Origin of the sequence: Fictibacillus gelatini DSM 15865, from assembly GCF_000430745.1 — a bacterium.
GTDB classification, from domain to species: domain Bacteria; phylum Bacillota; class Bacilli; order Bacillales; family Fictibacillaceae; genus Fictibacillus_A; species Fictibacillus_A gelatini.
This window is the reverse complement of record NZ_KE387232.1, coordinates 87,640-113,394: the sequence shown is the minus strand read 5'-3', so window position 1 is coordinate 113,394 and position 25,755 is coordinate 87,640. Positions and strand designations below refer to the sequence as shown.

The 25,755-nt window shown below is 42.8% G+C and carries 24 protein-coding genes; 21 read left to right on the top strand and 3 right to left on the bottom strand.

Features of this window, described 5'->3' with window-relative positions:
* Positions 1–115 precede the first annotated feature (115 nt).
* From H538_RS0120950 to H538_RS0120930, 5 genes are all read left to right on the top strand, one after another.
* On the top strand, positions 116–1,642 hold the full coding sequence (locus tag H538_RS0120950) for a peptide chain release factor 2 (RefSeq protein ID WP_026679242.1): 1,527 nt from the start codon (positions 116–118) through the stop codon (positions 1,640–1,642).
* Between the two features lie 35 nt (positions 1,643–1,677).
* Positions 1,678–2,364 carry a CoA transferase subunit A gene (locus H538_RS0120945; RefSeq protein WP_026679241.1) on the top strand — a complete coding sequence of 229 codons (687 nt, stop codon included), beginning with the start codon at positions 1,678–1,680 and terminating at the stop codon, positions 2,362–2,364.
* Between the two features lie 5 nt (positions 2,365–2,369).
* Positions 2,370–3,047, top strand: a complete 678-nt coding sequence (locus H538_RS0120940) for a CoA transferase subunit B (RefSeq protein ID WP_026679240.1) — start codon at positions 2,370–2,372, stop codon at positions 3,045–3,047.
* An 88-nt stretch (positions 3,048–3,135) separates the two neighbouring features.
* Positions 3,136–3,618 carry a PH domain-containing protein gene (locus H538_RS0120935; RefSeq protein WP_026679239.1) on the top strand — a complete coding sequence of 161 codons (483 nt, stop codon included), beginning with the start codon at positions 3,136–3,138 and terminating at the stop codon, positions 3,616–3,618.
* On the top strand, positions 3,611–5,059 hold the full coding sequence (locus H538_RS0120930) for a PH domain-containing protein (RefSeq protein WP_026679238.1): 1,449 nt from the start codon (positions 3,611–3,613) through the stop codon (positions 5,057–5,059). Before H538_RS0120935 ends, H538_RS0120930 begins: the two co-directional genes overlap by 8 nt.
* A 309-nt stretch (positions 5,060–5,368) precedes the next feature.
* Here H538_RS0120930 and H538_RS26870 read toward each other — a convergent pair whose 3' ends face one another.
* Together H538_RS26870 and H538_RS0120925 are read right to left on the bottom strand one after the other, a co-directional pair.
* The gene (locus H538_RS26870; RefSeq protein ID WP_281172209.1) at positions 5,369–5,686 is read right to left on the bottom strand and encodes a zinc ribbon domain-containing protein; all 318 of its coding nucleotides are present in this window, start codon (positions 5,684–5,686) and stop codon (positions 5,369–5,371) included.
* Positions 5,687–6,046: 360 nt separating this feature from the next.
* Positions 6,047–6,604, bottom strand: a complete 558-nt coding sequence (locus H538_RS0120925) for a GNAT family N-acetyltransferase (RefSeq protein ID WP_026679237.1) — start codon at positions 6,602–6,604, stop codon at positions 6,047–6,049.
* A gap of 261 nt (positions 6,605–6,865) precedes the next feature.
* Between H538_RS0120925 and H538_RS0120920 the strand changes: the two genes are divergently transcribed.
* The 3 genes from H538_RS0120920 to H538_RS0120910 are packed head-to-tail and all read left to right on the top strand — an operon-like array spanning position 6,866 to position 8,576.
* Positions 6,866–7,183 (top strand): PadR family transcriptional regulator, encoded by a 318-nt coding sequence (locus tag H538_RS0120920; RefSeq protein WP_026679236.1) that lies wholly within the window; start codon positions 6,866–6,868, stop codon positions 7,181–7,183.
* Complete coding sequence (locus H538_RS0120915; RefSeq protein WP_026679235.1) at positions 7,183–7,734, top strand: HAAS signaling domain-containing protein; 552 nt, start codon at positions 7,183–7,185, stop codon at positions 7,732–7,734. Before H538_RS0120920 ends, H538_RS0120915 begins: the two co-directional genes overlap by 1 nt.
* Positions 7,734–8,576, top strand: coding sequence for a DUF4097 family beta strand repeat-containing protein (locus tag H538_RS0120910; protein ID WP_026679234.1), 843 nt, complete (start codon positions 7,734–7,736; stop codon positions 8,574–8,576). Before H538_RS0120915 ends, H538_RS0120910 begins: the two co-directional genes overlap by 1 nt.
* A gap of 48 nt (positions 8,577–8,624) precedes the next feature.
* Here the strand turns inward: H538_RS0120910 and H538_RS0120905 are convergent, their stop codons facing one another.
* On the bottom strand, positions 8,625–8,882 hold the full coding sequence (locus H538_RS0120905) for a hypothetical protein (RefSeq protein WP_026679233.1): 258 nt from the start codon (positions 8,880–8,882) through the stop codon (positions 8,625–8,627).
* 182 nt (positions 8,883–9,064) lie between these two features.
* Between H538_RS0120905 and H538_RS0120900 the strand changes: the two genes are divergently transcribed.
* The 13 genes from H538_RS0120900 (at position 9,065) to H538_RS0120835 (ending at position 25,751) form a co-directional block, all read left to right on the top strand.
* The gene (locus H538_RS0120900) at positions 9,065–10,177 is read left to right on the top strand and encodes a DUF2628 domain-containing protein (RefSeq protein ID WP_154658054.1); all 1,113 of its coding nucleotides are present in this window, start codon (positions 9,065–9,067) and stop codon (positions 10,175–10,177) included.
* Between the two features lie 625 nt (positions 10,178–10,802).
* Positions 10,803–11,201 (top strand): glycerol-3-phosphate cytidylyltransferase, encoded by a 399-nt coding sequence (gene tagD / locus H538_RS0120890; RefSeq protein ID WP_026679230.1) that lies wholly within the window; start codon positions 10,803–10,805, stop codon positions 11,199–11,201.
* 62 nt (positions 11,202–11,263) lie between these two features.
* Positions 11,264–13,519, top strand: a complete 2,256-nt coding sequence (locus H538_RS0120885; RefSeq protein WP_051291606.1) for a CDP-glycerol glycerophosphotransferase family protein — start codon at positions 11,264–11,266, stop codon at positions 13,517–13,519.
* Between the two features lie 141 nt (positions 13,520–13,660).
* Entirely contained in the window at positions 13,661–16,990 is a 3,330-nt protein-coding gene (locus H538_RS24705; protein WP_051291605.1) for a CDP-glycerol glycerophosphotransferase family protein, read from the top strand.
* 267 nt (positions 16,991–17,257) lie between these two features.
* Complete coding sequence (locus H538_RS0120875; RefSeq protein ID WP_026679228.1) at positions 17,258–17,566, top strand: PTS sugar transporter subunit IIB; 309 nt, start codon at positions 17,258–17,260, stop codon at positions 17,564–17,566.
* Between the two features lie 30 nt (positions 17,567–17,596).
* Entirely contained in the window at positions 17,597–18,883 is a 1,287-nt protein-coding gene (locus tag H538_RS0120870; protein WP_026679227.1) for a PTS sugar transporter subunit IIC, read from the top strand.
* Between the two features lie 83 nt (positions 18,884–18,966).
* Positions 18,967–19,260 (top strand): hypothetical protein, encoded by a 294-nt coding sequence (locus tag H538_RS0120865; RefSeq protein ID WP_051291604.1) that lies wholly within the window; start codon positions 18,967–18,969, stop codon positions 19,258–19,260.
* A gap of 17 nt (positions 19,261–19,277) precedes the next feature.
* Entirely contained in the window at positions 19,278–20,612 is a 1,335-nt protein-coding gene (locus H538_RS0120860) for a 6-phospho-beta-glucosidase (protein ID WP_026679225.1), read from the top strand.
* On the top strand, positions 20,612–21,823 hold the full coding sequence (gene anmK / locus H538_RS24700; protein ID WP_051291603.1) for an anhydro-N-acetylmuramic acid kinase AnmK: 1,212 nt from the start codon (positions 20,612–20,614) through the stop codon (positions 21,821–21,823). Before H538_RS0120860 ends, anmK begins: the two co-directional genes overlap by 1 nt.
* Positions 21,807–22,133 (top strand): PTS lactose/cellobiose transporter subunit IIA, encoded by a 327-nt coding sequence (locus H538_RS0120850; protein ID WP_026679224.1) that lies wholly within the window; start codon positions 21,807–21,809, stop codon positions 22,131–22,133. The genes anmK and H538_RS0120850 overlap by 17 nt, the downstream gene beginning before the upstream one ends.
* A gap of 24 nt (positions 22,134–22,157) precedes the next feature.
* Positions 22,158–23,246 carry a DUF871 domain-containing protein gene (locus H538_RS0120845; RefSeq protein ID WP_026679223.1) on the top strand — a complete coding sequence of 363 codons (1,089 nt, stop codon included), beginning with the start codon at positions 22,158–22,160 and terminating at the stop codon, positions 23,244–23,246.
* 26 nt (positions 23,247–23,272) lie between these two features.
* The gene (locus tag H538_RS0120840) at positions 23,273–24,163 is read left to right on the top strand and encodes a BadF/BadG/BcrA/BcrD ATPase family protein (RefSeq protein ID WP_035351856.1); all 891 of its coding nucleotides are present in this window, start codon (positions 23,273–23,275) and stop codon (positions 24,161–24,163) included.
* A gap of 76 nt (positions 24,164–24,239) precedes the next feature.
* Positions 24,240–25,751: a glycoside hydrolase family 10-like protein gene (locus tag H538_RS0120835; protein ID WP_051291609.1), complete on the top strand. Its 1,512-nt coding sequence runs from the start codon at positions 24,240–24,242 to the stop codon at positions 25,749–25,751.
* The last annotated feature ends 4 nt before the right edge of the window (positions 25,752–25,755 follow it).

The window sequence follows — 25,755 nt, the reverse complement described above, 5'->3', positions numbered from 1 at the left end:
TATCAATCATTTTTAAAGATATCAGTCAAATCGGGGCGGATATCGATCAAATGAAGAAAGATATCAATCAGAATACAGCAGATATCAATCAATTTAGAAAAGGAGGGATCATTTCATGAAACGGACATGGTTGGCGATAGCTACAGCTTCGGCTTTGATAATGCCTTTTGCCGCGCCAGACTCTTATCTGACTTCCGCGCGGGCCGCTGCACCCGCAAATATACGAGGGGCAGATGATGTAACGATCACCCGCTTTAACGGGAAAGATGGAAACTGGCTGACGACGAAAAACCCGAAGCAATATGCGGCGGCGACCGTTTACGGAAATGTCGGGCTTGCGCCATACAACTGGGGGAGCCCAACCGATGGAACTGGCTGGTACAAGATGTATCATCAGGCTGAAATCACCGGGGTTCAAGTAAATGGCAGATTTGAAGATGCCAAATTTGTCATCCGCGTGCCGGACAAGTGGAACGGCAAGCTTGTCGTTTCCGGGATTCCGGCGACACGGAACGAGACATCGACGGACTTGCTGTTCAGCGATTTTGTTTTGGCGAAAGGGTATGCGTTTGCTGCTATCGATAAAGGAACGCAAGGGGAAGAGGACCCGGATGATCCGCTCGCCAAAGTGAAAAATGCGCTCGTGTCTGAAGACGACAGCGTCAAGGAGTGGCATGAGCGTTTTCGCCAGGTAACGAAGGCGGCGCAACACTTTTTAGTGAAAAACTATAAAGATCAGTTGATTGACCGGCATGACAGAAAGAACCCGGCAAGCAAGCTCATCACGAAGGATCACCAGGTACCCACTTATGCAATCGGTATTTCCAACGGCGGTTATGTCGTTCGTTATGCTCTTGAGCACGATGGGCCGGAAAAGACAGGGCAGCCAGCGCTATTTGACGGAGGGATTGACTGGGAAGGAGTGCTCTGGAGGGCCCATGATCCGAATTTAATCAGCTCGCTTACTCCGGTCGTCAATAACGCCGGGGCGGCGCTTTACGGCACGGGAGAAGAAAAAGAAAAAGCGATGGAAGCGATGTATAAAGCAGGGCTTCCAAAAGGATCCGAACGGCTCTGGAATTACCATGACCAGATTTATTGGTTCGTCACACTCAACATCTATCGTGATGAATTTGACCCGAATGCGCCAAACCGGATCCAGTGGCAAAACTATTTGAATTTCAAAAACGGTGTCCGCGACCGTTCCTATGATTCTATCTTTAAAAACTATGATTATTGGTCAAGGCCAAAAAGCGTGAAAAACAATGTAAAGAAGATCGAAAATACAGGGGATATCAATGTTCCGCTCATCAGCATCGCCGGATCATGGGATTCTCTCATCTTTCCGTCCGTTCATGCAAAGCCTTATGAAAAACTGGTCGAACGAGCGGGGAAAGGGAAGCTCCACCGGCTGTATATGATTGAAAAAGGCAACCATGTCGACAGCCTTGTCTGGAACCAGTCAACTGATCCAAACAAGGAGCTTCAGCCATTGCTGCCGTATGCCCATCAGGCGTTTGATCTTATGGTCAACTGGGTGGAAAACCATCATAAGCCGCCAAAAAGCAAGACGATCCCGACACCGGACGATCCTACAAAAGTCATAGATTTAAAGACGGGAAATGAAATTGAACCTGAATAAAATCGTTTGATAGAAAGATAGGAGGGAGACTTACGATGAAACAAGTTTTTTCAACCTTTCAAGAGGCTGTTCAAGATATACCTGATGGAGCGACATTGATGGTCGGAGGATTCGGCCTTTGTGGAATTCCGGAAAACCTGATCAAGGCACTCGCCGAAACAGGCGTCAAGGATTTGACGATCATCTCCAACAACTGCGGAGTGGACGATTGGGGGCTCGGAATCCTTCTTAAAAATAAACAAATTAAAAAGATGATTAGCTCGTATGTTGGTGAAAACAAAGAGTTTGAGCGCCAGGCATTATCGGGGGAACTGGAAGTTGAGCTCATTCCGCAGGGGACGCTGGCGGAAAAAATCCGCGCAGGTGGAGCAGGAATCCCCGCTTTTTATACACCGGCCGGGGTAGGGACAATGTTAGCAGAAGGAAAAGAAGTTCGGACGTTCCGCAGAAAAAAATATGTGCTCGAGGAAGCGCTTACAGCTGATTTTAGTTTAGTATGCGCCGCAAAAGCAGACCGGATGGGCAATTTAACTTACAATAAAACGGCACAAAATTTTAATCCGATGATGGCGGCGGCCGGGAACATCACGATTGCCGAAGTGGAAAAAATAGGCGAACTGCATCCGAATGAAATTCACACCCCCGGCATTTATGTGCAGCGGCTTGCCATCGGAAAGCTAGAGAAGAGAATCGAACGGCTAACAACAAGGAAAACGGGGTGATCGTTATGTCGGTAAAAATCAATGAAAAAGCAGGAATAAGAGAAAAAATCGCCAGACGCGCAGAAAAAGAGATCGAAGATGGAAACTATGTGAACCTCGGTATTGGGATGCCGACACTTGTCGCCAATTATATCGATAGCGACAAAGAGGTCGTCCTTCAATCCGAAAACGGTTTGCTCGGCATTGGCCCTTATCCGTTGGAAAACGAAGTCGATCCTGATCTTATTAATGCAGGAAAAGAAACGATCACAGCGATTGAAGGGGCGGCCTATTTTAACAGTGCTGAATCGTTTGCGATGATTCGCGGTGGTCACATCGATGTAGCGATTTTAGGCGGAATGGAAGTGTCCGAAACCGGGGATTTGGCCAATTGGATGATTCCCGGCAAAATGATAAAAGGCATGGGCGGAGCGATGGATCTTGTCCACGGCGCGAAAAAAATTATCGTCATTATGGAACATGTGAACAATAAAGGAGAGCCGAAAATTTTGAAAAAATGCTCCCTTCCGCTCACAGGAGAAAATGTCGTGGACCGGATTATTACGGACCGCGCCGTCATCGATGTCACTCCCCGGGGGCTAATTCTAGTCGAAGTCGCAAAAGGTTATACGGTCGAAGACATTCAGCAATCGACCGAGGCGGAGCTGATTATTGCGCACGGACTTAAACTCGACGCCTTTTAAAAAAATTTCCCAAATGATAAAATAAAGCCCAGATTTCTTTTGGATGTTATGGTATCCTTTTTTTAGAAACATTGGAAAGGGGAAAGCTATGGTTCGAAATCTGGCAAATCGAAGGCATCCGGATGCGGTGAAGCTATCCCGCATTTCCGGAGCCATTTTTAATGGGACGGGAATCATTCTATCATTGCTTTATTTATTGATTGCGAAAATTTTTGGCTTTACGTACATACCGGGCTGGATCGCGCTTGCCGTGTTTTGTATGTTGTTCATACTTTTCACCTGGCTTATACCGACATTAAGCTACCGGCGGTTTGCCTATGAAGTATTCGAGCAGGAAATCGAAATTCAATCAGGCATCTTTTTTATCCATAATGTGCTCGTTCCGATGATTCGTGTTCAGCATGTCGAAATGGAAAGCGGACCGTTTATGAGAAAGTATGGGCTGGCTGCGGTTACTGTTGTCACCGCTGCATCACGCCATAAAATAAGCGGCCTGAAATCGGAGGATGCAAGAAGACTCCAGAGCCAAATCGCTATACTTGCAAGGGTAAAGGATGATGATGATGAATGAGCCGAAGCGATTGCATCCAGCCTATATTCTTCTTTTTGTCATTCAAGCGATTAAAGGATGGTTTCCTGCCCTTATCGTGCTGGTCGTTCAAGGGAATAAGCACCCATGGCTGTGGACGTATGCAGCGCCTTTCTTGATTGGCGTCAACGTATGTTTCGGATTGGTCGGCTGGCTGCGCTATTCGTATACGATAGAAGCTGAACAAATCGTGATCAAAAAAGGGGTTTTCTTTCGTGATGAAAAATATATAAGCTTTCGGCGAATTCACACTGTCTCTATTGAGGAACCGCTTATCCAGCGTCTGTTCCGGGTTGTGAAGGTGAAATTGGAGACACCTGGGGGAGGGAATGAAGCGGATGGCGTCATACCAGCCATTACCCGTAAGGAGGCAGAGGAGCTGCAAGCGGCTCTTCGAAAAGAAAAAGGAAGTCCTTCTTCTGCTTCTGAAGAGGACGGTACTGCTGAAATTAAGATTCTGCCAGAACAAACAGAAAACCATCGGGCAGGAGCCAGGATTAGCCTCGGAACAAAGGACCTATTGATTGCGGCATGCACGACCACCCACCTTGGGATCGTCATTACTGCCGTTGCCGGTATGTTATCCTTTGCCGACGATGTTCTTCCAGAGGATGTCTATAAGTCAATGACTTCATGGATCATCCATCATCTGTCAGGATTTACTGCTATTATCCTCGCGATTATTGCGGGTAGCTTGCTTGCATGGGTCTTATCCATTTTGTTTTATATTGTCAAGTTCGGCGGGTATACAGTGGAGAAAAACGGCTCGCAAATTTCTATTTCATACGGCCTCTTAAACAAAAAGCAGACGGCGTTTCACATTCACCGTGTACAGGCGATTTGCGTAAAAGAAGGATGGCTCCGGCAATGGCTCGGGTACGCAGAGGTCGAAGTCTATGTCATTCAATCCGATAAAAAAGAAAATGTGATTTTGCATCCGTTTGTAAAGAAAGCTGAGCTTGCGCAGTTGTTCGAGCAGTTTCTTCCGCAGTATCATGAAAGCAAGATTTCCGATCGGGCCCCGGGGCGTGGAGCCTTCTATTTCATTCGCTGGCAATTGCTAGCTGTGTGCCTCGTCTCCGGCCTATTGCTCTTGGTTTTCGGCAAGCACGCTATTCTTTCGCTCGTTCTTATTCCGCTTGATACGGTATGGTTCCTGTTCATTTACCGCACGCAGGGTGTGATGCTGTCAAATGAACAGCTGGCTATTCAGACGAGAGATTTGGCAAGAAAAACGTATTATGTTCGCCGTCCGCACATTCAATCGATGACATTGTCAGCGACAGCTCCAATAAGGCGAAAAGGGCTGCTCTCCTTATCGATTGCCGTTATGGGGAAATCAGTCAGCGGGATCCGCCTATTTGAGGCATCACAGCTAGAGGCTGTTTGGAACTGGTACAGTAGAAGAAGCTCAACAATGTAAAAAAGAACTCGGGCCATCCGAGTTCTTTTAGATCGTAATCATGCCTTCAATGGTTATAACTGCTGAGCCTGCGACTTCAATCGTAGGATTATTTTCTCCAGGGGTGACCTACTCCCACGGCTAAAGCCGCAAGCTACTGCCATAGACAGTAGTGGGATTCTAACCGTGGTTGCTTTCTCACAAACATCCAACTTACTTTCTTCCAGAGAAGAAGCAGCGGTCGAACTTGGGTGAGCAACACAAGAGGTCGGAACACAACTTCCTGCGGGCAAGGTCGGTGCCTACTACGCCATCGTTCTGGCCATACTTTTAAACTCTGATCGATCCTGACCTTGTCTTATTAAAAAAACAGGGATTCCCGTTCACATATCGCTTATACCAGACCGGTTGTTTAAATATGACTTCAAGGAGGTGGCTTACTTCCATCGGGTACTTCTTCCGTGCGATATTCTGGGCACCGTTTACGTCCCGATGGATTTCTGTTTGGCGAACAGAACATTTGAATGGACGTCCATTGATTTTATGTCTTCCATGACAGAACGGACAGGTTTGGGACGTATAGCTTTCTTCCGTTTCTTCCACTTTGATTCCTTTCAGCTGAGCTTTATACGTTAGTTTTTGTTTGATCTTTCCCCGGTTCCAAAGGGAAAGCTGTTGCCTTCTTATTTTTGTTGTTTTCGACTTTTTCTTTTGGCCCTTCTTTGTGTTTTTCTCGATCTCGGAAACCCGCCCGATGACAAGATTCGTGACGTTTTCTTTTTCTAAAAATAGAATGACTTCTTTCGTTGTGATGATTCATAAGTAAAATGAATAGTGCAAATAGCATTAATGAGAGATTTTCATGTAGACTAAAGATAAAGCATATTCAGAAAAAATCGGAGGCGACTGATGAATCTTTTTCAGCTTGAAGATTAGTAAATCCGAAAAGTTTGCCTCTGAAATGATAGAATAGCGCAAGAATAGAAGATGGAAGAAACCAAACCGAAACTAAAATATGATCTGCATATCTGCCGTCCGCCTTTTCCAAATCATATGATCTTGTCCCTCGCCCCAATAATTTTTTAGCAAATAGTCCGGGGCTCCAAATTTCTTCTTCCATATTTTCTGTGCCGTTTTATAGCCGCTGTCTAAACAAAATTCGTTAATCCCACGATTCAAGAGCGTTAAAAACATGACATTCAACAGAAGGCTTCCTATGCCGCGCCTCTGAAAATCCGGAAGCACAAATACTGTCCCGATCTCAGGCACCCCTTTTAATCGCCCATTGGTGCAATTGATCATCAGGCTGCTCGCCGGGCCATGTTCAATAGAACCTATTATTTTATTATCATTTTTATCGCAGGCAATCAAAAAATACCGCTCTTTCCCATTGCTGTCCAGGTCATATTGTAAGTATTGCTTCTTGCTTTCAATTTCATTTTCGATATCAGCAACAAGCGCCGATAATCCTTCTTTTCTGAATGTATCCGTTACGACTGTGCGAAAAAATTGATGGAGCTCATCTCGATCTTCGATTCGCGGCCTTCTGACTTCAATGTTAAGCACATGGAACCCCTCCTTGATTATTAAAACCTATAACCTCTGCTATCATTATAATAGGTCAAAGAGGAAGAAAACAAAATAGAGAACTCAGGTCTTGAAAAATCACAATAAATTACTGATCACTATCTTGCAAAGTTCAATACTATATGGTAAATTATAGTTGGCGTGGAGTTTGTTGGTCATTTTCGCCCGGTATTGAACTATGATCAGTACTGAATGATAAATTTTCATTAGTCGATAGGATTACTAAAAGGCGGTGAATGTATGAATGTTCAGTTTAAGAAAGGGGTTCTGGAGCTTTGTGTGCTCGTATTAGTAAACCAAAAGGATCAATATGGATACGAACTGGCTCAAAATATTTCAAAGCGCATCGAGGTGGCAGACGGGAGCCTTTATCCATTATTACGCCGGTTAACGAAAGAAGAGCTGGTTACCACCTATTTACGGGAATCAACTGAAGGGCCACCGCGAAAGTATTACAGGATTACGAGTAAAGGAAAAGCGTACATGGAAGAACTTATTGTGGAGTGGCTAAAGTTTTCAGAAGGAGTGAATATGCTCATCAAGGAGGCGGCCGTCTAATGACAAAGAAACAATTTATAAGCGAATTAGGAAACTTTATTAAAAAGTTGCCCGAAGGCGAAAGAAAAGAAATCATCTATGATTATGAGGAACATTTTGAAATGGGGATGGCCGAGGGCAAAACGGAGCATGAAATTGCTAATGAGCTCGGTTCTCCGAAAACGCTTGCCCGTGAGATACTCGCCCAGTATCATCTTTCGCAAGCTCAGTCTGATAAATCCATGCATAACATGATGAAGGCACTGCTCGCTATCGTCAGTTTAAGCTTCTTTAACATTGTCTTTCTTCTCATGCCGATTATTGTTATTTTAGTCGTTTATGCCGTATTATGTATCGCATCTTTTGCGATAGCAACAAGCGGAATCGGTGTATTATCCCCGGTCTTTTTGGAAGATATAAGTTTTATGGAACGACTCTTTATGGCAATGGCTTTGACTGGCTTCGGAGTGTTTATGTGCATCGTGATGATTTACATCGGGAAATTTCTTTATCGAATGATTTTGAACTATGCAAGATTTAATGTTCGGATCGTGAAAGGAGAGCGAAGTTAATGAGAAAATGGATGTTGATATCCGCGATCGTTTTTTTAGCTGGAATCGTGGGGCTTGTTTCAACCGCAGTTGCCAAACAGGATTTTTCATTTTCATTTCTTTACGGAAAGACCGTATCAATCGATAAAAGGAAATCGGTTTCCGCAGGTGGAATCGATTCCGTTAATGTTTCGGCAGGGTCTAGTGATGTTAAAATTGTACCAGCAAAAAAAGACGCAATTGATGTTCACCTGATGGGGAAAGGGAATAAAGCAGGGCTTAGAGCAATGAAATTTAGCGTGAAGCAAGAAGGAAGCCAACTGCTAATCAGCCTTGATTCCCGTATCGGCTTCGGCATACGGTATTCGAGTACAACACTCACAATATCGGTTCCTGAAAAAGTGTACAAAAAAATAATGGTCGATATCTCAAGCGGCGACGCGAGCGTAAGAGGAGTAAAGGCCGAACAAGTGCAAGTCGAAACTTCTTCCGGTGATATTCACATCGCTCAAGTATCCGGCAAAAAGATTAAGCTCGGGGTCTCTTCCGGTGATATAACGGGAGAGCATCTAGAGGGGGACATTGCGGTTCATGCTGATTCAGGGAATACCGAACTTTCATTGGATACGATCAAACAAAATATCGCCATTGATGGATCAAGTGGTGATGTAACGGTTAACGTCAACAAAGCGCCATCCTCCCTCGCTTTAGATTTTGACAGCAGTTCTGGCACCGGAAATGTCAATTTGCCGATGAACTATCAGACGAAATCGGACAACAGCATCCACGGCAAATTAGGATCAGGTAAATATGCTCTCAAAGTGGATATAAGCTCCGGCGATTTTGATTTTAACGTCAAGTAATATAGGGTTGGATGGCCCTGCTTTAAACGGGCAGGGCCATCCAACCTTTTAAGAAACATACATAACAATACCGAAAATAATGATCACAACTAGAAATGTAATGACATAAATCCACGTCAGGTTGCGGACGTTTTTGAAAGAGCTTGTTTCGTAATCGCGAGAGCGCGCCAGTTCTTCTTCGGCAGCGTTCCCTTCCGTATTTTCATGTGCTTGAATCGTTTCATCCACGCGCTTTCCGACATAAAGCGTCGCAACTAATGCAATCACGCAAACAAGCGCAGCGACAATAATTAGAGAAATATACATTAGGAATCCCCCCTTATATTTATTATAATCGAATATTCTTGATCATAAAAAACAGAAAAGGGAAAATTCGTGAATCTTTGAATCATTACGGTTCCCATGAAGCTGTTTCAGGCGTTTCATATGGTAAAATAAATGGGTATAAGAAAACTGCAACATACTGTGTAGTGAAACGGGGGGATCGCTTGATTATTCATGAATGCGGGGCAAAAGTCTCGGAAAAAGCTTCATTTTGTTATAACTGCGGCCATCCCATCACAAAAATGAGTCCTCTTTTAGAAATGATTCAGGAGCATCCTGCTCCAAAAGAACAAGAAGCGAATCTGGCGCAAGTCCCCGGAAACATAATTGATGAACTGGGAATGGTAGTTGGCGAAAAGAAAAAAGACTATTATTTACAGCAATGGTCAAAAGAAACGGTGGGCCAAACATGGAACTGGAGTGCGTTTTTCGGAGGTTTGATCTGGCTGTCGTATCGAAAAATGTATGTGCCTTTTGCCGCTTTTTTCGCTTTGCTCGTTATAATTGAACTAATATTGGCTTTCAATCGAATGAACCTTTTTATAGCCTACTTGATCATTGGATTCATCATGCATTCATTCATGGGATTCATGGGCAATCGCCTCTATCACTTCCATGTCAGAAGAACAATCAAAAAGATAAAAAAGATCGAAGCATCTTCTTCTGCTATCACAAAAGCCATGAAAGAAATAGGCGGAACTAGTTGGGGCGGAATCGGAATTTCCACCTTAGCATTTCTCTTAAATGGCATCATCATCACCCTTGTCGTTAGCCTTTTTTCCTATCTGGACAGACAGACAACAAAAATGGAACATCAGCTGACAATGGAAGTTTTAGCTGATAGCGAATCCCATCAAAAAGCTTTAGCCGAACGCAAAGAAAAACGGGATAAAGAAAAAATTTTGCAGGACGTCATCGATGTGATCCGAAAAAATACGGAAAGCTATCAATCAGAAGACCTTGAAGGCTATATGTCTACGATTTATAATGACGGATTTTCCAAAAACAGTGATTACCATAAGAAAATGGTGCGAACGGAAAAGACCTTTAAAACATTCGACTTTGTTTACCAGGTGAATGATATTGAATTTGTCTATATCCATCCGAATGTTGTCCAGGTAAAGCTTAATGAAAGCAGATTCAAGTTGAATGGACCGGAGTTTGAAAATCAAGTGATAACAAGGCTGCATACACTTAAAAAGCAAGAAGGCAAATGGAAGATTGCCCGTTCGAAGATTGTTGATATGTTTTATATCGATAAACCGGCTGAGTTTTAAATTTTATGTAAAGGTGAAAGAATCGGGTGTATACGGCATTTATTTAGGGAAAAGGCAAAGTGAGAAATCAACGCGAACTTTTGAAGATTACTTTGGCATTTTAGGTGTAGCAGAAGATAAAAAACGCAACCATAAAATGCGGAAGTGCTCTATTTTAATAAAAAAAGGAACGTATTATGCGGAGGTAAAAGATCGAATGGAAAAGCTTCGCCGTATGCATACAAGTTAACTGTCCAATTCAATTAACTATAGTATGTACATTGAGGAAAAAAAACTGGTCACGTTTGGCCAGTTTTTTTAATAAGCATAAAAATGGTTTGAGGCACCTTAAAATAGGGGATAACATAGCGTAGAATACTTTGGGAATTAAATCCATTCATTTCGTACAGACAGAGACAGGATATAATAAACGAAAGGATTATTTTAGACAGGCATTTTTCGATAATAATTGAAATCCTGGGACTTTCGACTTATAATGAAGGTTGAATTTTTTTTATGGGATGATCCATTGCTTTTATGATAGATAGAGATACAGTGAACGAAAAATTTAAGACCAAATCCAGTTGAGGACAACAAGATTCGGTTAAAAAAATTATTATTGGAAATGGTTAGGAGAGATTTGTAAATGAAGAAAGTGATAACATACGGTACATTTGATTTACTTCATTGGGGACACATTAATCTTTTAAAACGCGCAAAGGCATTAGGGGACTATCTCATTGTTGCGATTTCTACCGATGAATTTAATGCGATCAAAGATAAAAAAGCGTATCACAGCTTTGAAAACCGAAAGCTTATTTTAGAATCCATTCGTTATGTGGATGAAGTCATTCCGGAAAATTCCTGGGATCAAAAGGTGCGCGACGTGATCGAGCATGACGTTGATGTATTTGTCATGGGCGATGATTGGAAAGGGAAATTTGACTTTTTGAAAGAATATTGCGAAGTTGTTTATTTGCCAAGAACGATCGGTATTTCTACTTCAAAAATTAAAGAAGATTTATTTTCTGTGCAAAACGGATAAAAGATTAGTTCATTACACTCGGCTATAGCCGAGTTTTCTATTGAAGGAGAGTAATTGCAGAAATGGATGTCAGAAACACTACGATTCGAAATCGTACCCTTCATTCACTAACGTTTGCAAACGATCAGTATCGTTTGCAAATTCATTTTAAACATAATGAAGCTTATGAAAATGCAGTAAATAAGTCGATTCTTTTCATTAACCGCCAGTCAGCTCAAGAGCTTTCATTTCCATTGCATCAAATAGAAGAGATCGATGAGTTCCGCCGTTTAGAAGCGGTTATTCCTCTGGCAGAATACGCTGAACAACTAGCGGAAGGCGGCGTTTGGGACGCTTATATCGTTTTAGAAGTGGAGCAAACGGACGAAGAGACGGAAGAAGAAGAAACAACGTTAGGTGAAGATGATCCTGCAGAGGACGATGAGGCGGAAAATGAAACGGATTTGGATGAAGCGGATGCTTCCGAAGATAATGAACGCGGGCCAGTTATTAAAAGATATCGTTTAAAAAGCAACGAACCATATCTCGAATTGCTGTATTACACGAATCCAGCCATCGAAAATGTGATCATTCCTTATACGACAAATAAAGGGAATGTCTCAATTAAGGCCCGTGAACCGGGTGTCATCGCTAAAATCGAAGAGATGTCGCTAAGCAAAAGTGGAAAATTATCGTTAACGGGCTATGTGATTCATACTGATGTAACGTCAACAGAAGAAAATCGGAAGAAGACGCTTGTATTAAAGCATAAAGACGGGAATGAATATCGTTTTGAAGCCCGAACGGTTAAACGAAATGACTTAACCGAACGTTACGGAAAGAAAGGAAGAAATTACGACTCCGCGGGGTTTGAAGTTGAAGTTGAACTTGGTCCATTCGGATCCGTACCGGAGGATCGATCTTTAAAGCTTTGGATGGAATTACAAGATAATGACGTAATTGAAGGTGAAGTTCCTTTAGCGTCCCCATTAAAGTGGATTCGCCATAAAGGAAATCCGGGTCAATCCATTATTTTGAAATCGAAAAACGGCAAGAAAAAATTCAGCCTGAAAGCCCGGAAAAAAAGCAGAAATGTTTCACTTCGCATTGCTGAATATAGTTTGAAAAGAGAGCTGATCTCCCGCGCGAAAAAGCTTGGCGGCAAAGTAAAACGCCATAAATTAACGAAAGCGGCGTATTTACTCGTATTCAAATTTGTCGGATTTCTGCCGGCGAAGAAAAACTTAATTATGTTCGAAAGCTTTGCCGGAAAACAATATAGCGACAATCCCCGGGCTATTTACGAATACTTATGTGAAAATCATCCAGAGTATAAAATGGTATGGAGCTTTAACCGGAAAACATACGAAAGCCGCGGGGATGACAGTATTCCTTGCGTTAGACGTTTCTCCATTCGATGGCTGTTTTTAATGGCACGGGCACGATACTGGGTGGTCAATAGCCGCTTGCCGTTATGGATTCCAAAACCGGCTCATACTATTTATTTACAAACATGGCACGGCACCCCTTTAAAGAGACTGGCTGCCGATATGGATGAAGTTCATATGCCAGGAACGAATACGAAAAAATATAAGCGAAATTTTATCCGCGAAGCGCGGAGATGGGATTATTTAATTTCTCCAAACGCGTATTCAACCGAAATTTTCAAACGAGCGTTCCAATTTGAAAAAGAAATGATTGAATCGGGCTATCCGAGAAATGACTTCTTGCATTTGGAGAATAACCCGGATTCTGTCCGCAAATTGAAAGAGAGCCTTGGTGTTCCTCTGGATAAAAAAATCATCTTATATGCGCCTACATGGCGGGATGACCAGTTTTACGGCAAAGGCCGGTACAAATTTGATCTTGATTTAGATTTAAATTTATTGCGAGAGAAGCTTGGCGATGATTATGTGCTCATTTTAAGAATGCATTATCTCGTTGCTGAAAACTTTGACCTGGCGCCTTTTGAAGGATTTGCCTATGATTTTTCAAGCCATAAAGACATTCGCGAGCTTTATTTAATTGCTGATTTGTTGATAACGGACTATTCTTCTGTATTTTTTGATTATGCGAATTTGAAGCGGCCAATGATCTTTTATGTCTATGACATTGAAACATACCGCGACAAGCTAAGAGGCTTTTATTTTGACTTTGAACAGTACGCTCCCGGACCGCTTGTGAAAACGACGCCTGAAGTCATCCGGTCGATTCGTGAAATTGAAGCGAACGATTTCAAGCCTTCAGAAATATTGGATGAGTTTTACGACAAGTTTTGTTATCTTGAAACCGGACATTCTTCCCAAAAAGTCGTTGAACGTGTTTTTCTAAATAAATAATATGAATAACTACCATCAGGGCGGTTGCAATACTTTTGCGACTGTCCTTATTTTTTAGTTATAAATATACGAAAATAACCAGTAGAAAAAATTTAAAAGTTATTATAGACTAAGTTGGTAGCATTAGGGAGGAGAAAGTGAATGAGCCTGATTCAAAAATTAAAGCGAAAATGGTTTCGTAAAAAAATAATTAAACTGAAGCGAAATATTGCCATCACACAAAACGGATCTCATCTAACCATAAAGGGGGCATTCGCTAAGGAAGCTTATAAAGCGAAAGAGTTATGGTTTGTCTCGCGATCGAACGAAAAAAAATACAAAATAGAGGAAATCACTCCTTCTTCGCAGTTTGAGTTCAATATTCATTTAACAGATAACAAAAGCCTGTTTGATAATAGTGAAGGGGATTTTTATGACATTTATCTTTTGATTAGCGTCCCTAAAGAAGAGATTGGCGAGAAAAGGCTTGCTTCAATCGAAGAAAAAGCGGAATTTGTATTGCGTGACGATGGAGGATATGATGCTGAATATCTTATTCGATTAGGCCGGTTTCAAAATACGCACTGCGAAGGTCTCGACTATTTTGAAGTGGATGGGCAAAAGTGCATCTTTTTCATAACGAAAAAGGGGAATTTAGCCTTTGCTGTTAACCAAGAATTAAAACCAAATATAAAAGCAACAATTGATCGGTTAAAAACAAAAGGCGAGAGATTGAAAATTAGTGGGAGAATATTTACAAAGCATTCAAAAATAATTAAATCGAGTTATTTGTTTTTACAAGGTCGAGATACTAATATTGAGGCGAGGGTTCCTATTTCAATACAATTACTCGAGAAAGATGTTGAAGAAAAATATGGACTAAATCGATATGTTTATCATATTGATATTGATTTAACAAATACGGTTATAGAACATTCGTTACTACAAGATATTTATGATTTATATCTAGAACTAAATTTGCATGATCAACAAGATAAAACATTAATACGATTAGGGAACCCGCGTTTTAAGGCCCGCTACTTTGCAAAAGGTGGTTATGCAAAGGGCAAAAATAAAATGTATGGTATTACGCCATATTTTACAATTAAGGCGTTTAAATTATCACTTCAAGTAGATGAATTTGAAAGGGATGTATTTCTTTATCTGAAAAAAATGATGCGCTGGGCCTGGTTGCTCCGCCTATTTTATCGAAAACGTGAAATTTGGGTTGTTGGTGAACGTCCATATAAAGCACAAGATACAGGTTATCATTTTTTTAAATATATGAGGCAAAATCATCCAAAACGTAATGTGTTTTATGTTATTGAGGAGAACTCTACAGAATTAAGAAATATCAAAGATTTAGGGAATATCCTTTATTTTAAGTCAAAGGAGCACATTTGGCATACGTTGATGGCAACCCGTATAATTGGATCTCATCATCCCGATTATCTTTATCCATTACGTACAAATGAATTTAAGAAAGCTGTTAAAGCTAAAAAAATATTTTTGCAACATGGTGTAATGGGCACGAAAAACACGGTTCACTTTTATGGAAAGAGCTCTCCCAGCTTTTCTACCGATTTGTTTATCGTAAGCTCTGATTTTGAAAAACGAATGATTGTTAACGATTTTGGATACGATTCTTACGAAGTCGCGGTTACTGGTTTATCACGTTTTGACAGTTTACTGAAAAAAGATGTTGATAAAAAAAGGCAACTTTTAATTATTCCTACTTGGCGTGAGTGGCTAGTTACGGATGATGCGTTTTTAGAAAGTGAGTACTTTGACCGTTATCGCGAATTAGTTTATCATCCGAGTCTACATGATCTCGCGAATAAATATCAATTTGAAATTATCCTTTGTTTACACCCTAACATGCAAAAATTCACACATTTTTTCAAAGACGCGCCCGTTAGAGTAATAAGTCAGGGGGAAGTTGATGTTCAATACTTAATGAAAGAAAGTGCAATGATGCTCACTGATTATTCAAGTGTTGGCTTTGACTTTAGTTTCTTGCATCGTCCTATTCTTTATTACCAGTTTGATAGGAAACGATTTATAGGAAAACGAGGGTCACATCTTGATTTAGATAACGATCTACCGGGGGATATTGTGTATGATGTTAACGAAATTCTTCAACATATTGAAGAATATGCTAAAAATGACTTTTTAATGAAACCGGAAAATCAAGTGAGAGCTTCTAAGTTTTTAAAATACACGGATCTTAATGCAAGTAAACGTATTTATGAGGCAGTTGACAAATTTAAAACGAGGAAGTCTATTCTTAAAAAGATATCCGAAGATGAACTTGTTAGAGCATTTTATAAACGGTTCCGAAAAAGTCACTACTATTTTCCAACTATGCATTTCTTATACAATATCATGCGACGTGTCTTACCAGTTGATAATAAGTTAATTGTTTTCGAAAGTGGAGTCGGTAAACAATATGCGGATAGTCCAAAGATGATTTATGAGGAAATCATTAAGCGTGGCTTGAAATTTAATAAAGTCTGGTTTTATAATAAAAAACATCGTTTTCATGATGACCATACGATACGTGTGGCACGGTTAAGCCCAAAATATTATTATTACTTAGCTAAAGCTAAATATTGGGTTAATAACCAAAATTTCCCTACTCATCTGAAGAAAAGAAAAGAGACAATTTATATTCAAACTTGGCATGGAACACCATTGAAAAAAATGGCGTTTGATATTAAACAGGTCCATGGACGAAGCGAAGATTATGTAGAACGGATATATAAAGCGAGCCAAAGATGGGACTATTTAATTTCACCCAGCGAATATGCAACAAATGCATTCAAAAGTGCCTTTCGATATACCGGGAATATACTTGAGGTAGGCTATCCGCGAAACGATATTTTTTATAAACCGGAAAAAGAGAAGATGGCTGAAATAGTTAAAGAGCGCCTTGGATTGCCTGAAAATAAAAAAGTTATCCTTTATGCACCTACTTTTCGTGACAATCAAAAGGAGAAGAACAAATTTGTATTTGATATCCCGTTTGATTTTGAACTGCTGAAAGAGAAACTGGGGGAAGAATATATTCTTCTCTTGCGGATGCATGTTGTCGTTAGTGGCAAGATCCATATCCCGGAAGAAGTTCGAGATTTTGTTTACAATGTCTCGAAATACCCGGATATTCAAGAGCTTTATTTAATTACGGATATTTTAATGACCGATTATTCTTCCGTTATGTTTGACTTTGCCAATTTGAAGCGGCCGATGTTGTTTTACACGTATGACTTCGAGTTGTATCGAGATCAGCTGCGCGGATTCTATATGAATTTTGAAGAGGAAGCGCCGGGGCCTTTTCTGCGAACGACGGATGACATCATCGATGCGGTCCGTAATATTGATCAGATTCAACAGCGCTATGGCGAACGGTACGAAGCATTTTATGAAAAATATTGCGGCTTAGAAGATGGAAAAGCTACCGAGCGTGTTGTAGACCGACTTTTTTCTAAATAGACGAAACTAAAAAACGCCAGTCAAGGCGTTTTTTAGTTTTCCGGCAAACATTCCAGAGTATGTCGAAAGCTATCCTTTGGAAATGTCGATTTACAATGATTGAAATAAAATTTTGAAGTATTATAAAATTGTATTGAAATTAAATTTCATCATTGTATAATAGAGGTAAATGTTTGAATTTTTCCAATCTTTATTGGGGGTGATCGGGATTCGCCAATAGACTAAACGGATGTTGAAGATAGATAAAATGGGGAGGAACGATAAATGATGAAAGTTTTATTTGTGTGCTCAGGAGGCATGTCAAGTGCAATTGTTGTAAGCGCTTTAAAAAAAGAAGCCGAAAAGCAAGGGATGGAAATGGAAGTGCTTGCGACCGGTACGGGTGAATTGGAAAACGAAGTTGACAATGGCTGGGATGCTATTATGGTTGCCCCTCAAGTAAGGCACCGGTTGGATTCGGTAAAGAAAATTGCGGATGAAGCTTCCATCCCGTGTGGTCCGATTCCACCGCAAGCATATACACCTTTAGGAGGGCCGCTATTGCTACAAAAGTTGAAAGAACTTTTAAACATGTAAGTAAACGTTAAATGTAACGGGGGGGTTTACATGAGTTTTGTCGATTTTTTAGAAAAGAAATTGTCCGGGCCAATGGCAAAAATTTCGGAGCAGCGCCATTTAAGAGCGATTCGCGATGGCGTCATTTCCGCGCTGCCGTTCATCATTGTTGGAAGCTTCTTTTTGATATTGGCCTTCCCGCCGGTTCCGAAAGACTGGGCACTCGCTCTATGGGCGAAAAAGCATATTTTTGAAATTTTAATTCCTTACCGCCTGACGATGTTTATTATGACCTTATACATTTCTTTCGGTTTAGGCTATAACCTGGCAAAAAGCTATAAATTAGACCCGCTTTCAGGCGGCCAATTATCGGTAGCCGCGCTTTTACTCACCATTACCCCGCAACTCGTCAAAGGACAATTTATGCTGCCAATGACGAATCTGGGAGGGCACGGATTGTTTGTTGCGATGCTCGTTTCGATCGTTTCCGTTGAAATATTGCGATTTTGCAAGACGAAGCGAATTACAATAAAAATGCCCGAACAAGTGCCGTCATCGGTGTCGCGTTCGTTTGAAGCACTCATTCCTGTCGCCATCGTCATTTTATTAATGTCACTTGTAACCGTCGTATTCGGCGTCGATTTGCATCATGTCGTTGAACAAGTTGTCAGTCCTTTTGTTAAAGCAGGGGACAGCATTTTTGGCGTTCTCGTACCGGTTATTCTCATCGTTTTCTTCTGGTCGTTTGGGATTCACGGAGATTCCGTTGTCGGTCCGGTAGCGCGGCCGTTATGGGAAGTGTACCTTGCGAAAAACGCGGAAGTGGCGGCGACTGGTTCGCAAAACTTGCCGTATACGGCTCCAGAAACGTTTTTCCAATGGTTCATCTGGATCGGCGGTTCCGGGGCGACTTTAGGTCTCGTTCTTGCGATGATTTTCTTTTCCCGTTCCAAATATTTAAAAGCGGTGGGAAGGACGGGGGTCATTCCAGGGATATTCAATATTAATGAGCCCATCGTATTTGGGGCGCCAATCGTATTGAATCCGCTATTGATCATTCCGTTCGTCATTACGCCGATTGTCACGACGATTCTTTCGTATGTCGCAACGACAACCGGGTTAGTATCTGCGACGTATATTATGCCGCCATGGACTTTGCCGGCTCCGATTGGTGCTTATTTGGCGACTGGCGGCGACTGGAGAGCTGTCGTCCTTGTCGTCATCAATATCGCCATTTCCTTTGTCATCTACTTCCCATTTTTCAAAATATATGACCATAAGATGGCGAAGATGGAACAAAGCGAGCAGGCTGATAGCGGCACTACTTTATCGATGTAAGCGAACAGAGGGACAGGAATTCCAAATAAAAGTGAGAGTCGTTTTTCGCGCGCTTCTCACTTTTCCTTTTGAGGTGATTGCATATGGATAGCGAAGGAAGATTGCGGAGGTTCAGCCTTAAAGGCATTTTTACGTTTTTATTGATCGTTTGCGGATCAAATATTGTCTTTGTCCCGGTTCTTACAGCGCTCGGGATTCGGAAAGACATCAGCCTTTTTATCAGCACGAGCATTTCGGCAAGTATGGCGTTGACGATCGTTCTTACGTATATCGATGCCATTTTTAAAGAAAGGAAGCCCCTTTTGAAATGCTTTCTGTTCTCGTTGGCCGGATGTTCGGCATTATCTTACCTATTAATCTATTTAACGAAAATTTAAGATCAGGAGTGTTTAACATGGGCAATAAAGGAGTGAAGATTGTTACGATCGGCGGAGGATCGAGTTATACGCCCGAGCTGATCGAAGGGTTCATTAAGCGGTATGATGAATTGCCCGTTCGTGAGTTGTGGCTCGTCGATATTGAAGCGGGAAAAGAGAAATTGGAAATCGTCGGTTGTTTGGCGCAGCGAATGGTAAAAAAGGCGAAGGTTCCGATCAGCATCCATTTAACATTGGATCGCAGGGAAGCTCTGAAGGATGCGGATTTTGTCACGACTCAGATGCGCGTCGGATTGCTTGAGGCGAGGATTAAAGACGAGAGAATTCCACTCTCGCACGGGGTGATCGGGCAGGAAACGGTTGGTGCAGGCGGCCTGTTTAAAGGGTTGAGGACGATCCCGGTCCTACTTGACATCGCAGAAGATATGCAAGAACTGTGTCCGAATGCGTGGCTTATTAATTTCACAAACCCGGCGGGCATGGTAACAGAGGCCTTGCTTCGCTACAGCCAGCATAAAAAAGTTGTCGGCGTCTGCAACTTGCCAATTCATACAAAAATATCAATCGCGAAATTGCTCGGGGTCGAGGAAAGCCGGGTTCACATTGATTTTGCCGGTTTGAATCACCTCGTTTACGGATTAAACGTCTATTTGGACGGAGAAGTCGTGACGAACCGGGTCATCGATATGCTGACGGATCCCGGGAAGCAATTGACGATGAAGAACATCGCTCCGATTCCGTGGCAGCCGGATTTCTTGAAATCGATCGGCATGCTTCTCTGCCCTTATCATCGTTATTATTACAAGACGAAAGAAATTCTTGAGGAAGAACTTGAATCCTTTCAATCCGGCACGACGCGGGCGGAAGTGGTAAAACGCCTGGAGGAAGAGCTGTTCGAGCTCTACCGCGATCCGAATTTAAAGGTTAAACCACCGCAACTTGAAAAGCGCGGGGGCGCCTATTATAGCGATGCTGCTTGCCGTTTAATTTCTTCCATTTACAATGATAAGCGCGACATTCAAACCTTGAATGTGCGAAATAACGGGGCTATTGCCGGCATCCCAAATGAATCCGCAGTTGAAGTCAATTGTGTCGTCACAAAGGATGGACCAAAGCCGATCGCAGTCGGAGAACTTCCTGTTGAAGTGAACGGGCTCATCCAACAAATGAAATCGTTTGAGAGGGTAGCGGCCGAAGCAGCGGTTACAGGAGCATACGAGAAAGCCTTGCTTGCGATGACGATTAACCCGCTCGTCCCGGGCGACCAGGTCGCCAAAGCAGTCCTTGATGAACTGCTTGAAGCCCATAAAGAGCATTTGCCGCAATTTTTTAACGAGGCGGCGCTTGCGTAATGTTCGCGGTTGGATTGATGTCCGGAACGTCTCTTGACGGCATCGACGCGGCGTTAGTTGAAATCGAGAATAGTGGCATCGCTACAAACGTAAACTTAATAGACTTTTTGACAATTCCTTTTTCCAAAGAAATTAAAAAAGAGATCGAAAGCAGCCTATCGGCAGACCGGTCGAATGCTCAGCTCATTTGCAGCTTGAATTTTAAGCTCGGGCACCTATTTGCCGACGCCGTGAAAAAAATTTGCAAGAAAAATAAGTTGCCCATTGAAAGACTTGATTTTATCGGGTCACACGGGCAAACGATCTACCATCAGCCGCATGATGAAGGAGCTTTCGTTCGGTCTACGTTGCAAATCGGCGAGCCAGCGGTGATCAGCTATGAAACGAACACGCTCGTCGTTTCCAATTTTCGGACGATGGATATGGCGGCCGGCGGCCAGGGAGCCCCATTAGTCCCGTATACAGAGTACGTTTTATACCGTAGCCAGGAGAAAAATCGTGTTTTGCAAAATATCGGCGGTATTGGAAATTGTACGGTTTTGCCTATGAATGCGTCTCTTGATGACGTTTATGCGTTCGATACGGGGCCGGGAAATATGATCATTGATGAAGTGTGCAGGCGATTGTTTAACGTACCATTTGATAAAGAAGGAAAGCTTGCCGCACAAGGGGCTATCCATAAACAATTGCTCAACGAGTGCATGAGCCATCCATTTATTGCTAAAAAACCGCCGAAGACGACAGGACGGGAAATGTTTGGCAAGGAATTTACGGCGGATCTGCTGCGTAAATTTAGCCATGTATCAAAGCATGATGTGCTCGCAACGGTGACGTTTTTTACGGCAACGTCAATTGCTGAAAATTACCGGGCATTCATTTTCCCGAAAGTCAAAGCCAATGAAGTGATCATCGGAGGGGGAGGAAGCTATAACCTGACGCTCGTTTCAATGATTAAAGAACTACTGAAAGATGAATGCTCTGTTGGCATTCAAGAAGACTTCGGATTTTCATCGGAAGCGAAAGAAGCGGTTGCCTTCACCCTTTTGGCCAATGAGACGCTGTCCCAAAACCCGGGCAATGTCCCAAATGCTACAGGCGCAAGAGAGCCGGTCATTTTAGGAAACATTACGTTCCCTCCAGGGCAAAAGTACAGAATAGATGACAATCGACTAGTAGAGGAGGAAATTGGAGGAGATGAACCCAACCTTTGAAAATGAGATTTTTCAAATGATCGCCCATGGCGGCAATGCCCGTTCATTGGCCTATGAAGCATTAACAGCCGCTGAAAATTACGATTTCGAAAAAGCGGAAGAGTTGATGAAAGAAGTTCAGCAAGAAATGCTCATCGCCCATAAAACACAGACGAAATTGATCCAGGAAGAATTGAATGGCTCTAAAATTGAAAAATCGCTCTTGCTTATTCATGCCCAGGACCATTTAATGACGGCGATTTCCGAACAGAAATTAATCGAGCACATGATCCGGATCATCAAAAAACTAAAAGAAGATAAAGAAGCGTAAAGCGTCATAAAGGAGCGATGAAGAATGAAACAGCTTGGCATTTCCATTTACCCGGAACATTCGACGGTTGAAAAAGATAAGGAATATATCGGGCTCGCCCACCAGTACGGATTCAAGCGCATCTTCACCTGTCTTTTGTCGGTTGAAGGCGATGCCGGGAAGATCATCAAAGACTTCAAGGAAACGATCTCGTTTGCCAGCGATTTAGGAATGGAAACGATTGTCGATATTTCCCCCCGGGTGTTTGACCGTCTCGGAATTTCCTATAGCGATCTCTCGTTTTTTCATGAACTGGGGGCGTCCGGCATTCGGCTTGACCTCGGGTTTTCCGGAAGAGAGGAAGCGATGATGACCTATAATCCGTATGGTTTGAAAATCGAACTGAATATGTCGAACGGAACGAAATACATTGACAACATTTTAAGCCATCAGCCGAATAAAGAGCGGTTAATTGGCTCGCATAATTTTTACCCGCACCGCTATACCGGGCTCTCTTATGAACATTTTCTTAAATGTAGCAGGCAGTTTAAAAGTGCGGGTCTGAAAACGGCAGCATTCATCCATTCAAACGATGCCACTTTCGGGCCGTGGCCGGTAACAGAAGGATTGTGCACCCTTGAGATGCACCGCGGGCTGCCGATTCATGTTCAGGCGAAACACCTTTTTCAAACAGGCGTCATCGATGATGTGATCATTGCCAACGCCTATGCTTCGGAGGAAGAATTGCGGCTGCTTGCGGAAGTTGACCGTGATGTGCTCACATTTTCCGTCCATTTGCATGAGTCGATCACCGAGTTAGAGAAAAAAATCGTGCTGGAAGAACCTCATGTTTACCGTGGGGACGTCTCAGACTATCTTGTTCGTTCAACACAAAGCCGCGTGAAATATAAAAGCGAATCCTTCCCGCCAACGTATACGCCGGACATTCGCCGTGGCGACCTTTTAATCGAGAACGAATTGTACGGCCAGTACAAAGGGGAACTGCAAATCGCCTTAAAAGAGATGAAAAACTCGGGGAAAACGAACGTCGTCGGCCGCATCAAAGACGAAGAACTTTTTTTGCTCGATGTTCTAGGGCCGTGGGATGCTTTTCGATTTACGTTAAAGAAGTGAAAGCGGGTGAGGGACGGTTGGACTATATGATCGGCGTGGATGGCGGCGGAACGAAAACAGAAGCCGTCGCTTTTCGCTTAAATGGAGAAGAGGCAGGAAGAGGAATAAGTGGTTTCGGCAACGTATTAATCGACTATCGGGAGGCAACCGCTCATATTATAGAAGCGATTCGCCAATCGCAGCAAGGACTTGAGCCGGGAAAATGCCTCTGTATTTACTTAGGCCTTGCTGGAATCGAAAGCGCGGATCCGGAACCGTTAACAATAAAACTTACCGGCGAGTTCCGGGCGAAAGTGAAAATTGTCAATGATGCGGTCATTGCGCATGCCGCCTTATTAAAAGGAAATGAAGGAATATTAACGATTGCAGGAACAGGTTCCATTTGCATCGGAAAATATCGATCCCGCTATGACTATACAGGAGGATGGGGGCATTTGCTCGGCGATGAAGGGAGCGGCTATTGGATCTCGCTTCAAGCGTTGAAACAAATGGCCATCGAATCGGATGCCGGTTTGCCGCCAGGCTCTCTCAGCAGAGCATTATTGAAAGAATTGCAGCTAAAACAAGTAAAAGAGATTAAAAGATTCGTTTACTCGTCGACAAAGGATGAGATGGCTGCACTAGTCCCGTGTATTGTGAATCTAGCCAATGACGGAGATGGACAGGCACTATCCATTTTGAATCAGGCAGGGGAAGAGTTAGCTAAACTAACGGGCTCTCTTTATAAAAGGCTAGGTTTTTCTCAAAATGTTCAGATTGCGTTGAAAGGGGGGATTCTTCAATCGATTCCGTACTTTCAAGATTCGTTTACTTCATCGGTGAAGCAAAAAATTCAACGTGCACGCTTCGTCACAGAGGACGTTTCGTCGGCAAAAGGAGCTTTTTATTTGGCTATGCAAGAAATGAATGATCAATAGATTGGGAGGAGATCATGTGAAGTCGGCATGGCGAGCAGGAAAATGGTTGTTTGTTTTAAGTTTTTTCGGTTGCGTTATGTTTCCCGGAACGATGGCGAAGGCGAAAAATGGTGGGGACTCCCCTTATGTCAAACGGGAATTGCGCGCCGTTTGGATCGCGACGGTAGCGAACATCGATTGGCCGTCAAAACCTGGCCTTCCTATTCAGCAGCAAAAAGCGGAGTATACGGGAATGCTTGATAAAGCAAAAGCGATGGGAATGAATGCGGTCGTCGTTCAAATCAAACCGACGGCCGATAGCTTTTACCCGTCCAACTACGGCCCATGGTCCAAATATTTAACCGGTGTGCAAGGAAAAGACCCGGGCTATGACCCTCTTGCGTTTATGGTGGAAGAGGCCCATAAACGTAACCTAGAATTCCACGCCTGGTTTAATCCGTACCGCATTACGTTAGAAAAAGGGCTGACGATCGATAATTTATCGGCCGACCATCCGGCGCGAAAACACCGTGATTGGGTCGTCAGCTACGGCGGTCAGCTGTATTATAATCCCGGTATTCCAGAAGCGGAAGATTTTATCATCGATGGCGTCATGGAAGTGGTAAAACGGTATGACATTGATGCGGTGCATATGGATGATTATTTTTACCCGTACCGCGTTGCAGGACAGGATTTCCCCGATCAAGAAACATACGAGAAATACGGAATGGGCAAGTTTGCGAACAAAGACGACTGGCGAAGGGACAATGTGAATCACCTCATTAAAACGCTTTCAGCCAAAATCAAGCAGGAAAAAAACTATGTGAAATTCGGCATCAGCCCATTCGGCGTCTGGCGGAATCAAGCGGTGGACCCGACTGGATCGGACACGACTGCTGGCCAAACGAACTACGATGATTTATTTGCCGATACGAGAACGTGGATTCAGCAAGGCTGGATTGATTATATCACGCCGCAAATTTATTGGGCATTCGGATTTAAACCGGCCGCTTATGAGAAGTTGATTGATTGGTGGACGAAAGAAGTGGACGGCAGGAACATTCATTTGTATATTGGACAGGCCGATTACAAGATTGCGAACAATTCGGATCCCGCCTGGAACAATCCCGATGAACTTCCGAACCAGCTGAAGTACAACAGGCTGTTTCCGCAAATCCAGGGAAGCATGCACTTCAGCTTTAAAGATTTGGACCGCAATCCGCTCGGCATTAAAGACCGCCTGGCGAACGATGTGTATCCATACCCTGCATTAGTTCCGACAATGCCGTGGCTGGACGACGCTCCGCCGAAGCGGCCGACCTTAATGAAAGCTAAAAGAAGTGATGAAGGGGTCAAGCTTTTGTGGAAAGATCAAAAGAAAAGTGATGCCGCCTATTATGTCATTTACCGGTTCGAAGGAGAGGATTTCAATTTTACGAACCCGAAACATATTATCGCAACCGTCCGAAAAAATGGTGACAGCAAGCAGTCCTATGTTGATACAACGGAGGAACCCGGCAAGCGTTATATGTATGCGATCACCGCTGTCGACCGGCTCCACAACGAAAGCAAGCCAAGCCGATTAGCATTTGTCAAAAGCGCCCCTTAAGAGG

Bases quoted from the DNA above. Each gene is read 5' to 3' on its own strand.
- H538_RS0120950 (WP_026679242.1), top strand. From the start codon at position 116: ATGAAACGGACATGGTTGGCGATAGCTACAGCTTCGGCTTTGATAATG.
- H538_RS0120945 (WP_026679241.1), top strand. From the start codon at position 1,678: ATGAAACAAGTTTTTTCAACCTTTCAAGAGGCTGTTCAAGATATACCT.
- H538_RS0120940 (WP_026679240.1), top strand. From the start codon at position 2,370: ATGTCGGTAAAAATCAATGAAAAAGCAGGAATAAGAGAAAAAATCGCC.
- H538_RS0120935 (WP_026679239.1), top strand. From the start codon at position 3,136: ATGGTTCGAAATCTGGCAAATCGAAGGCATCCGGATGCGGTGAAGCTA.
- H538_RS0120930 (WP_026679238.1), top strand. From the start codon at position 3,611: ATGAATGAGCCGAAGCGATTGCATCCAGCCTATATTCTTCTTTTTGTC.
- H538_RS0120920 (WP_026679236.1), top strand. From the start codon at position 6,866: ATGAATGTTCAGTTTAAGAAAGGGGTTCTGGAGCTTTGTGTGCTCGTA.
- H538_RS0120915 (WP_026679235.1), top strand. From the start codon at position 7,183: ATGACAAAGAAACAATTTATAAGCGAATTAGGAAACTTTATTAAAAAG.
- H538_RS0120910 (WP_026679234.1), top strand. From the start codon at position 7,734: ATGAGAAAATGGATGTTGATATCCGCGATCGTTTTTTTAGCTGGAATC.
- H538_RS0120905 (WP_026679233.1), bottom strand. From the start codon at position 8,882: ATGTATATTTCTCTAATTATTGTCGCTGCGCTTGTTTGCGTGATTGCA.
- tagD (WP_026679230.1), top strand. From the start codon at position 10,803: ATGAAGAAAGTGATAACATACGGTACATTTGATTTACTTCATTGGGGA.
- H538_RS0120885 (WP_051291606.1), top strand. From the start codon at position 11,264: ATGGATGTCAGAAACACTACGATTCGAAATCGTACCCTTCATTCACTA.
- H538_RS24705 (WP_051291605.1), top strand. From the start codon at position 13,661: ATGAGCCTGATTCAAAAATTAAAGCGAAAATGGTTTCGTAAAAAAATA.
- H538_RS0120875 (WP_026679228.1), top strand. From the start codon at position 17,258: ATGAAAGTTTTATTTGTGTGCTCAGGAGGCATGTCAAGTGCAATTGTT.
- H538_RS0120870 (WP_026679227.1), top strand. From the start codon at position 17,597: ATGAGTTTTGTCGATTTTTTAGAAAAGAAATTGTCCGGGCCAATGGCA.
- H538_RS0120865 (WP_051291604.1), top strand. From the start codon at position 18,967: ATGGATAGCGAAGGAAGATTGCGGAGGTTCAGCCTTAAAGGCATTTTT.
- H538_RS0120860 (WP_026679225.1), top strand. From the start codon at position 19,278: ATGGGCAATAAAGGAGTGAAGATTGTTACGATCGGCGGAGGATCGAGT.
- anmK (WP_051291603.1), top strand. From the start codon at position 20,612: ATGTTCGCGGTTGGATTGATGTCCGGAACGTCTCTTGACGGCATCGAC.
- H538_RS0120850 (WP_026679224.1), top strand. From the start codon at position 21,807: ATGAACCCAACCTTTGAAAATGAGATTTTTCAAATGATCGCCCATGGC.
- H538_RS0120845 (WP_026679223.1), top strand. From the start codon at position 22,158: ATGAAACAGCTTGGCATTTCCATTTACCCGGAACATTCGACGGTTGAA.
- H538_RS0120840 (WP_035351856.1), top strand. From the start codon at position 23,273: ATGATCGGCGTGGATGGCGGCGGAACGAAAACAGAAGCCGTCGCTTTT.
- H538_RS0120835 (WP_051291609.1), top strand. From the start codon at position 24,240: ATGTTTCCCGGAACGATGGCGAAGGCGAAAAATGGTGGGGACTCCCCT.